Raw genomic sequence first — 9185 nt, 5'->3', positions numbered from 1 at the left:
GGTGCCGGCCGGTCAGCCGGCCGGCACCGCGCGCCGGATCACTCCAGGACGGTGAACTCGCCGTTCTCGACGACCTGCACGACGGCCGGGTGGTCGGCGTCGCGGTTCTCGTCGATGGAGAACTCGCCGAGCACCGTGGGCACGCCCTCGAGCTCGCCGAGCGCCTCCTGGATGCTGTCCCGCTCGGCCGAGCAGTTGGCGCGCACGGCCTGGTCGACCAGCTTGAGCCCGGTGTAGGCCTGGGCGGCGAACTGGTCGGGCTGCGCGCCGTACTCGGCCTCGTAGGCCGCGAGGAAGGCCTGGTTCTCCGGGTTGTCGGAGGAGGAGTTCCAGGCGGCGCCGACGACGACGCCCTCGGCCGCCTCACCGGCGTCGGCCATCAGCGTCGGGTTGTTGAACCCGTTGCCGCCGATGATCGGCACGTCGATGCCGAGCTCGCGGGCCTGGGTGACCAGCGGCACCGCCGCCTCGATCAGCGCGGAGACGACCAGTGCGTCCGGGTCGCTCTCCTGGGCCTGGGTCAGCAGCGCGCGGAAGTCGGTGTCGGACTTGGAGAAGGTGATCGTCTCGCTGACGGCCACGCCCTCCTCCTCCAGCGCGGCGGCGAACGCCTCGTAGCCGGACTCGGTGAAGGCGTCGTCGTTGCTGTACATCACGACGACGTCCTCGAGCCCGAACTGCTCGGTCGCCTGCGCGATCGTCTGCGGGATCACCGCCTGCTCGGTGAGCGAGTCGCGGAAGATGTAGTCGCCGATCTCCGTGACGCCCTCGGCGGTGTTGGAGATGCCCAGCACCGGGACGCCGGCATCCTGGGCGATCGGGTCGGCCTGGACGGCGGCGTTGGACAGCGTGGGCCCGATGATCAGGCTCGCGCCGTCGGACACAAACTCCTCGAAGAGCGTGATGGCCTGGCGGGGGTCGGTCTGGTCGTCCTCGATCGTGAGGTCGTAGGTGACCCCGTCGGTCTCGGCCAGCTCCGCGGCGGCCAGCTCCAGGCCGCGCTGCTGCGACTCGCCGTAGCTGGCGGCGGCACCGGTGAGGCTGAGCACCGCGCCGATGGGCACCTCGCCCTCGATGGTGCAGGACTCGCCGCTGCCCTCGCCGGTCAGCCCACCCGAGGCGGCGGTGTCCCCGCCGCCGGACTCACCGGAGCCGCACGAGGCGAGGAGGAGGGCCGCGGCGCCGGCCGCGGCGACGGTGTGGAGCTTGGTGCGCATGTCTCTCCCTTGTCGAGCACGACGACCGCGCCGGCCGCGACGAGGCGGCCGCGCGTCACTGGCGGACGGGCCGGTCCGAGGCACCCGGGCGTCGTGGGCCGACCGAGGCCGGTCGGCTGGTTACGGGCGTCACACTAGGCACCGCCCGGCCTCCGCCCGACAGGGGCGTGGGAAGCGTGCCCAGAACGTGACCGGCCGGAACCCCGGGGACGCGCGTCGACGCCGCGGCGCGCCGGGGCGGCCACGCCGGGTGCAGGATGGGGCGCCCCCTCTCCCCCCTCGCCGGAGGCCCTCGTGTCCCGCCTCGTCCCCGCTGCGCGCACGTAGTGCGCAGCGCAGCCGCCGCCCGGTCGGGTGGCCTCGTCGCCGTAACGGATCCCCTGCTCCCCCGCTTCTCCCGCCGGGCGCTGCTGGCCGGCACCGGGCTCGCCGTCGCCGCCGCCCTCGCCGGGTGCGGCTCCGCCCCGGAGACCGCGACCGCCTCCCGGCCGCTGCGCATCGGCGCCATCCCCGACCAGGACCCCGAGGTCCTGCAGCGGCTGCACGGCACCGTCGCCGACTCGCTCGCCGCGGCCCTCGACCTGGACGTCGAGTACGTGCCGGTCACCGACTACGCCGCCGCCGTCTCGCTGTTCCGCACCGGCGACCTGGACCTGGTCTGGTTCGGTGGTCTCACCGGCGTGCAGGCCCGGCTGCAGACCCCCGGCGCCGTCCCGATCGCACAGCGGGACATCGACGAGGACTTCCACTCCGTCTTCGTGGTCAACGCGGGCACCGGGCTGCTCCCGTCCGAGGACCTCGCCCCCCTCGGCGACCTGCGCTTCACCTACGGCAGCGAGACGTCGACGTCGGGCCGGCTCATGCCCGCGTACTTCCTGCGCGAGGCCGGCGTCGATCCGGAGGGCTTCCCGGGCGGCCCGGGCTTCTCCGGCTCGCACGACGCGACGCTCTCCCTCGTCGCCTCGGGCAGCTACCAGGCCGGGGTGCTGAACGAGCAGGTCTACGAGGCCCGCGCGGCCACCGGGGAGATCGACCCCGCGGTCGTCCGCTACGCCCGGACCCCGGCCTATCACGACTACCACTGGCTGCTCGGCCCCCGGGCGGTCCAGCGGTTCGGCGACGACCTGCCCGACCGGCTGACGGAGTACTTCACCGGGCTCTCGGCGCAGGAGCCGCAGGACGCCGAGGTGCTCGAGCTGTTCGGCGCCGGGGCCTTCGTGCCCACCGAGGCGGCGAACTACGACCGGATCGAGCAGATCGGCCGCGACCTCGGGCTGGTCAACTGACCGGGGTCGCGCGGCTCACCGGCATCGAGGTCCGCTTCGGCGGCACGCCCGCCCTGGCCGGGGTGGACCTCGCCGTGGCCGCGGGCGAGCGGGTCGCCGTCGTCGGCGCCTCCGGGGCGGGCAAGTCGACGCTGCTGAACGTGCTGAACGGCGCGGTGGCCCCGACCGCGGGGCAGGTGCGGGTGCTCGGCCAGGACCCGGCGGCGCTGCGCGGCCGGGAGCTGCGCCGGCTGCGGGCCCGCACCGGCACCGTCCACCAGCACCTGGAGCTGACCGGCGCGCTGCGGGTGGTGCACAACGTCAACGCCGGGCGGCTGGGCTCGTGGCCGGCCGCCCGGGCGGCGTGGTCGCTGCTCCGCCCGCAGGACCCCGCGACGGTGCGCGACGCGCTGGACCGGGTGGGGCTCGCCGACCGGATGTACGAGCGCACCGACCGGCTCTCGGGGGGCCAGCGGCAGCGGGTGGCGCTGGCCCGCCTGCTCGTGCAGCAGCCCGACCTGGTGCTCGCCGACGAGCCGGCGTCCGCCCTCGACCCGGCGCTGGCCGACCTCGCCCTCGACCTGCTGGGCGAGCTGGCGACCGGGCGAGGAGGCGCACTGCTGGCCTGCCTGCACGACCCCGCCCTGGCGCTGCGGCACTGCGACCGGGTCGTCGGCCTGGCCGCCGGCCGCATCGTGCTGGACGCCCCCGCCGGCAGCCTGACGGTGGCCGAGCTGGAGCGGTTCTACGGGGTCACCCGGTGACGACGGTCCTCGACCGGGCCGCGCCCCCGGCCCCCCGGCTGCGCCGGGACCGGCGGCGGTGGGCGTGGGCGCTGGCCGGCGTCGTCCTGGTCGGCTGGGCGCTGGCCGGCAGCGGGCTGTTCTCCGGGCCGGTGCTCAACCCCGCCGGCGCCGGTCAGGCCGGCCGCTTCCTGTCCGCCGCGCTGCGCCCGGAGCTGGGCGCCGAGTTCCTCCGCGTCGTCGCCGGCTCCACCCTGGTGACGATCGCCTACGCCGTCCTCGGCGCCGGGCTGGCCGTGCTGCTCGGTGCGCTGGCCGCGGTCCCGGTCTCCCGCACCGCCTGGGGCGGACGGCGCACCGGCTGGCTGCTGACCCGCGGGGTGCTCGCGCTGCCCCGGGGGCTGCACGAGGCGGTGTGGGGCCTGCTGCTGGTCAACGTGCTCGGCCTGGACCCGTGGGTGGGCGTGCTGGCCATCGCCGTCCCCTACGGCGCCATCACCGCCAAGGTCTTCGCCGACCTGCTGGACGAGGTGCCCCGCGGCAGCTACGACGCGCTGCTGGCGGCGGGCGCCGGGCGCGGGACGGCGGCGCTGTACGGGCTGCTACCCGCGGCCTCCGGCGGGCTGCTCTCCTACTCCTTCTACCGACTGGAGTGCGCCGTCCGGTCGGCCGTCGTCCTCGGGCTGATCGGCGCCGGCGGGCTGGGGTACCAGCTCGCCCTGTCGTTCACCTCGCTGCGCTGGGAGCAGGTCTGGACGACGGTCTACGCGCTGGCGCTGCTGTGCCTGCTGGCCGACGTCGGCGGCCGGGCGGTGCGTCGCCGGGTCGCGGCGCCCCCTCGCACCGGGTTCCGGCGCGATCCGCTGCTTCCGGGCGCGGTGCTCGCTGGCGTCGCCGCCGTCGGGTGGGCGGCCTGGTACCTGGCGCTCTCCCCCGCCGCGCTGGTGTCCGCCCGCACCCGCGAGCAGCTGGCCTACCTCGCCTCGGCCGCGTGGCCACCGGCAACCGGTGCCGACCTGCTCGGTGACGTCTGGTCCACCGCCCTCGATGCACTCCGGATGTCGGTCCTGGCCATCGCGTTCGCCGCCACCGGCGCGGTGGCGCTGGCCGCCCTCGTCGCGCGCCCACCCGGTCCGGCCGGGCCGGTGCGCCGCACCGCCGGTGCCCTCACCCGGCTGGCGCTGCTCCTGCTGCGCGCCGTCCCGCCGCCGGTGTGGGCGCTCGTCCTGCTCTTCGTCCTGCTGCCCGGCGTCCTGCCCGGCGCGCTGGCCCTGGGGGTCTACACCCTGGGCGTGCTCGGCCGGCTGGTCGGCGAGGCCGTCGAGGAGGTCGACCGCCGCCCGGCCGAGGCGCTGCGCGCTCTGGGGTCCTCCCCGGTCGGCCGGTGGCTGTACGGCTCCGCCCCGGCGCTCACCGGTCCGGTGCTGGCGCTGTCGCTCTACCGCTGGGAGGTGGCGATCCGGGACACCGTGCTCGTCGGCCTGCTGGGCGCCGGCGGGATCGGGGTGCTGCTGTCGGCCCGGACGTCGGCATTCGACTGGGCGGGCGTCACCACCGTGCTGGCGGCGATCGTGCTGCTGACCTTCCTGGTCGACCTGGTCAGCGACCGCGCCCGCGCCGCCCTGCGCTGACCGGACGATGCCCGGCTCCCCGGGTCCTGGCTCACCTGGTGGGGTCCTGGCTCAGGGGCGACGGGGAGCCAGGACCCGGAATGACCAGGTCACCTGATCAACAGAGAGTCGGCGCGGGGGCGTCAGGCCCAGCGGGTGCGGGCCGACAGGGCGGCCAGCGCGGCGGCGCCGGCCGTGGAGGTGCGCAGCACCTCGGGGCCCAGGCGCACCGGCTCGGCGCCGGCCGCGCGGAAGGCGACGACCTCGCCGTCGGAGAGACCCCCCTCCGGGCCGACCACGATCACGACCGTGCCCGCCTCCGGCACGGTCAGCTCGGCCAGCGGACGGCGGGCCTGCTCGTGCAGGACGACGGCGAGGTCGGCGTCGTCCAGCAGCCCGCACACCTCACGGGTGGTCATCGGCTCGGTGACCTCGGGCAGCCGCGGCCGGCGGGACTGCTTGCTCGCGGCGCGGGCCGCGGCGCGCCACTTGGCGACGCCCTTGCCCACCCGGTCGTCCCGCCAGCGGGTCACGCAGCGGGACGCCTGCCACGGCACGATCCGGTCGACGCCGAGCTCGGTCGCGAGGTCGACCGCCAGCGGGCCGCGGTCCCCCTTCGGCAGCGCCTGCACCAGCACGAACTCCGGGTCCGGCTCGGGCACCTCGAAGCGCGCCCGCACCGCGACCCGCAGCCCCTCGGGCCCCGCCGCGACGACGTCGCCCTCGGCGAGGGTGCCCCGGCCGTCGCCCACCTGCACCCGCTCCCCCGGCTGGAGCCGCAGCACCTCGACGGCGTGCCGCCCCTCGGGCCCGGCGACCAGCAGCTGCTCGGACTCCGGCAGCTCCTCGACCAGGAAGAGGGGCGCGCCGTCCAGCTCCGGACCCGGGGTGCTCATGCTCAGCGCCCGTTGAACGCGTCGCGGACCCGGGAGAAGAGGCCGCCCTGGGCCTCGCGGTGCGAATCGGCCTGGTCCTCGCCGCGCAGCGCCGCGAGCTCCCGGAGCAGCTTCTCCTGCTCGCCGTCGAGCCTGGTCGGCGTCTGCACCTCGACGTGCACCACCAGGTTGCCGCGTCCGGTGGCGCGCAGCCGGGGAGCGCCGTGCGCGCGGAGGGTCAGCACGCTGCCGGACTGGGTGCCGGGGCGGATGTCCAGCTCCTCCTCGCCGTCCAGCGTCTTGAGGTTGAGGGTGGTGCCGAGCGCCGCCGCGGTCATCGGGAGGGTCACCCGGCAGTGCAGGTCCTCGCCGTCGCGGGTGAAGACGTCGTGCGGCCGCTCGTGCACCTCCACGTAGAGGTCGCCGGCGGGGCCGCCACCGGGACCGACCTCGCCCTGCCCGGTGAGCCGGATGCGCATGCCGTCCTCGACCCCGGCGGGCACCTTCACCGACAGGGTGCGGCGGGCCCGGACGCGGCCGTCGCCGGCGCACTTGGGGCACGGCTCGGGGATGACCTGGCCGGTGCCCGAGCAGGTCGGGCAGGGGCGGCTGGAGACGACCTGGCCGAGGAAGCCCCGCTGCACGCTCTGCACCTCGCCGCGGCCGGCACAGGTGCCGCAGGTGGCCACGTGGGTGCCCGGGGCGGTGCCGGCGCCGGCGCAGGTGTCGCAGAGGACGGCGGTGTCGACGGTGAGGTCCTTGGTGACGCCGAAGACGGTCTCGTCGAGCTCCAGCTCGACCGGGATCAGCGCGTCCCGGCCGGCGCGCGTGCGGCTGCGCGGCCCGCGGGTGGCCGCGCCACCGAAGAAGGCGTCCATGATGTCGCCCAGGCCGCCGAACCCGGCACCGCCGAAGCCCGCGCCGGCCCCGCCGCCGGCGTCGAACGGGTCGCCGCCCAGGTCGACGATGCGGCGCTTCTCCGGGTCGGTCAGCGCCTCGTAGGCGCGGGTGACCTCCTGGAAGCGCTCCTTGGCCTCGGGGTCGGGGTTGACGTCCGGGTGCAGGTCACGGGCAAGCCGCCGGTAGGCGCGCTTGATGTCCTGGTCGGTCGCCCCCTGGGCCAGGCCCAGCACGCCGTAGTAGTCGGTTGCCATCGAAGTTCTCGTCCTCAGCTCTCGGCCAGCAGGTGGCCGACGTAGCGGGCCACGGCTCGGACCGCGGCCATGTTCCCTGGGTAGTCCATGCGGGTCGGCCCCACGACACCGAGGCCGCCGAGCGACCGGTCGGCGGAGCCGTACCCGACGGTGACCAGCGAGGCGCCCGACAGCGCCTCGTGGGCGTTCTCCTCACCGATCCGCACCAGCACGGTGCTCGCGTCGACCTCGCCCATCAGGCGCAGGACGACGACCTGCTCCTCCAGCGCCTCCAGCAGCGGCTGCATCGTGCCGGGGAAGTCCATCGCGCTGCCACGGGCGAGGTTCGCCGTCCCGCCGATCACCAGCCGGTCCTCGCTGGGCTCGACGAGGGTCTCCACCAGCGTCGCGCCGACGGCGGCGACCAGGCCCCGCAGGTGCGGGGGCGCGGTCTCCAGCAGCCCGGGCACCTTGTCCCCCGCCTCGCCGAGCTTCACCCCGGCGAACGCGGAGTTCAGCAGGGTGCGCAGCTCCGGCACGGCGCCGGCGTCGAGGTCGGCGGGGCAGTCGACGACGCGCTGCTCCACCCGGCCGGTGTCGGTGATCAGCACCAGCAGCAGCCGGCCGGTGGCGACCTGGACGACCTCCAGGTGCCGGACGGCGCTGCGGGAGAGCGTCGGGTACTGGACGACGGCGACCTGGCGGGTGAGCTGGGCGAGCAGCCGGACCGTGCGGCCGAGCACGTCGTGCAGGTCGACCGCACCGTCGAGGAACCGCTCGATCGCGCGGCGCTCGGCCGCCGAGAGCGGCTTGACCGCCGAGAGCCGGTCGACGAACAGCCGGTAGCCCTTGTCGGTGGGCACCCGGCCGGCGCTGGTGTGCGGCTGGGTGATGTAGCCCTGCTCCTCGAGCACCGCCATGTCGTTGCGGATGGTCGCCGGGGACACGCCGAGGTCGTGGCGATCGGCGAGGGCCTTGCTGCCCACCGGGTCGTTGGTCGAGACGAAGTCCTGGACGATGGCCCGGAGCACCTCCAGGCGGCGTTCGTCGTGCGCCACGGTGACACCTCCCCGTACCGGTCGACGTGCCGTGCAGCACCCCCGGGATGCCGGACCCGCGACGGCGGGCCGGTCCTGGCCTGGCACTCGCACGGACAGAGTGCCAGCCCAGCATACGTCCGCCCGACGGTGCCGTCGCACGGCTCGCAGGGCGGCCGGCCGTTCCCCCGCGACCGGTCACGGCCGGCCCCGGCGGCGGCTAGGGTGGAGCCGGTCGGTGCCCCGGGACGGGGCGGAGAACGGAGGTCGGTCCCCTGATCTTCAAAGGCGTGCGGAACGGCCGCCCGTATCCCGACCACGGGCTGTCCCCCCGCGACTGGGCGATGATCCCGCCCCGGCAGGTCCGGCTGGACACCCTGACGACGACCAAGCGCGAGCTGGCCCTCGACGCCCTCCTGGCCGACGACTCGACCTTCTACGGCGACCTCTTCCCGCACGCGGTGCAGTGGCACGGGGAGCTGTACCTGGAGGACGGGCTGCACCGTGCGCTGCGGGCGGCGCTCCAGCAGCGCAACGTCATCCACGTGCGGGTGCTCGACCTCGACGCCCTCACCCCGGTGCAGACGCAGACGGGGCCGGCGACCGCCTCGATCCCGGCGCAGCCCCCCGTGCCCGGCCCGCGCAGCAGCTGACCTAGGGCATGTCTCTCAAGTGCGGGTCCAGGCGAGGACGGCGGCCAGGACGACGGCTCCGCGGTAGATAGGTGCGTGCTTGTCGTAGCGGGTGGCCAGTCCGCGCCATTGTTTGAGGAGGGCGAATGAGCCTTCGACGACGTTGCGCTTCTTGTAGAGCTCGCGGTCGTAGCTGATCGGCCGTCCGCCTTTGCTGCCGCGGCGGGCGCGGTGGCCCTGCTGGTCGCGGGGTTCGGGGATGACCGCGGTGATCCCGCGGGAGCGCAGGTGGGCCCGGATGGCCTTGGAGGAGTAGGCGCGATCACCGAGGACCGCGGTCGGTCGGGTGCGGGGTCGGCCCGGTCCGGGGCGGGTTACTCGGATGCCGGCCAGCAGCGGCAGGCAGGCCGGTGCATCACCGGCCTGCCCAGCGCCGACCAGGATCGACAGGGGTCGCCCCCGGCCGTCGACGGCGTGATGAACCTTCGTCGACAGACCGCCTCGGGAACGGCCGATGCCGTGATCAAGCGGCTCGACCAGCACCTTGTTGTCGGGGCCGAGAAACTGATTCATGTAGTTCGCCGATGCCCCCCGTAGGGATCTCGGCTCGCGGCAGGTTGGTGGCGTGCCGATGCGCGCGATTGACCGTGGAGTCCACCGAGACCGCCCAGTC

The 9185-nt window shown here is 75.3% G+C and carries 9 protein-coding genes; 4 read left to right on the top strand and 5 right to left on the bottom strand.

The features are described from left to right. Positions 1–38: 38 nt before the first annotated feature. Positions 39–1217, bottom strand: a complete 1179-nt coding sequence (locus ACI79T_RS20930) for an ABC transporter substrate-binding protein (RefSeq protein WP_456612021.1) — start codon at positions 1215–1217, stop codon at positions 39–41. Positions 1218–1543: 326 nt separating this feature from the next. Here ACI79T_RS20930 and ACI79T_RS20925 point away from each other — a divergent pair, with 326 nt between their 5' ends. The 3 genes from ACI79T_RS20925 (at position 1544) to ACI79T_RS20915 (ending at position 4856) form a co-directional block, all read left to right on the top strand. Beyond that, positions 1544–2503 (top strand): putative selenate ABC transporter substrate-binding protein, encoded by a 960-nt coding sequence (locus ACI79T_RS20925; RefSeq protein WP_456612020.1) that lies wholly within the window; start codon positions 1544–1546, stop codon positions 2501–2503. 62 nt (positions 2504–2565) lie between these two features. Continuing rightward, positions 2566–3246 (top strand): phosphonate ABC transporter ATP-binding protein, encoded by a 681-nt coding sequence (locus tag ACI79T_RS20920; protein ID WP_456612019.1) that lies wholly within the window; start codon positions 2566–2568, stop codon positions 3244–3246. Next, positions 3243–4856, top strand: a complete 1614-nt coding sequence (locus ACI79T_RS20915) for a PhnE/PtxC family ABC transporter permease (RefSeq protein ID WP_456612018.1) — start codon at positions 3243–3245, stop codon at positions 4854–4856. The genes ACI79T_RS20920 and ACI79T_RS20915 overlap by 4 nt, the downstream gene beginning before the upstream one ends. Before the next feature lie 122 nt (positions 4857–4978). Here ACI79T_RS20915 and ACI79T_RS20910 read toward each other — a convergent pair whose 3' ends face one another. Genes ACI79T_RS20910 through hrcA form a run of 3 tightly spaced genes read right to left on the bottom strand, consistent with a single transcriptional unit; the run spans position 4979 to position 7901 of the window. Then, positions 4979–5731: a 16S rRNA (uracil(1498)-N(3))-methyltransferase gene (locus tag ACI79T_RS20910; protein ID WP_456612017.1), complete on the bottom strand. Its 753-nt coding sequence runs from the start codon at positions 5729–5731 to the stop codon at positions 4979–4981. 2 nt (positions 5732–5733) lie between these two features. Then, entirely contained in the window at positions 5734–6864 is a 1131-nt protein-coding gene (gene dnaJ, locus ACI79T_RS20905) for a molecular chaperone DnaJ (protein ID WP_456612016.1), read from the bottom strand. 14 nt (positions 6865–6878) lie between these two features. Then, entirely contained in the window at positions 6879–7901 is a 1023-nt protein-coding gene (gene hrcA / locus ACI79T_RS20900) for a heat-inducible transcriptional repressor HrcA (RefSeq protein ID WP_456612015.1), read from the bottom strand. Positions 7902–8155: 254 nt separating this feature from the next. Here hrcA and ACI79T_RS20895 point away from each other — a divergent pair, with 254 nt between their 5' ends. Next, the gene (locus ACI79T_RS20895; protein ID WP_456612022.1) at positions 8156–8533 is read left to right on the top strand and encodes a type II toxin-antitoxin system VapB family antitoxin; all 378 of its coding nucleotides are present in this window, start codon (positions 8156–8158) and stop codon (positions 8531–8533) included. 15 nt (positions 8534–8548) lie between these two features. On the opposite strand, the gene ACI79T_RS20890 is transcribed toward ACI79T_RS20895, so the two are convergent. Further along, on the bottom strand, positions 8549–9085 hold the full coding sequence (locus tag ACI79T_RS20890; protein ID WP_456612014.1) for an IS5 family transposase: 537 nt from the start codon (positions 9083–9085) through the stop codon (positions 8549–8551). Positions 9086–9185 lie beyond the last annotated feature (100 nt).

It is taken from the genome of Blastococcus sp. SYSU DS0619 (assembly GCF_054051035.1).
The sequence above is the reverse complement of the archived record's forward strand: the minus strand, read 5'-3'. Positions and strand labels throughout refer to the sequence as shown.

Excerpts from the sequence above, each read along its gene's own strand:
- ACI79T_RS20930 (WP_456612021.1), bottom strand. The coding sequence starts at position 1,217 with ATGCGCACCAAGCTCCACACCGTCGCCGCGGCCGGCGCCGCGGCCCTC.
- ACI79T_RS20910 (WP_456612017.1), bottom strand. The coding sequence starts at position 5,731 with ATGAGCACCCCGGGTCCGGAGCTGGACGGCGCGCCCCTCTTCCTGGTC.
- dnaJ (WP_456612016.1), bottom strand. The coding sequence starts at position 6,864 with ATGGCAACCGACTACTACGGCGTGCTGGGCCTGGCCCAGGGGGCGACC.
- ACI79T_RS20890 (WP_456612014.1), bottom strand. The coding sequence starts at position 9,085 with ATGAATCAGTTTCTCGGCCCCGACAACAAGGTGCTGGTCGAGCCGCTT.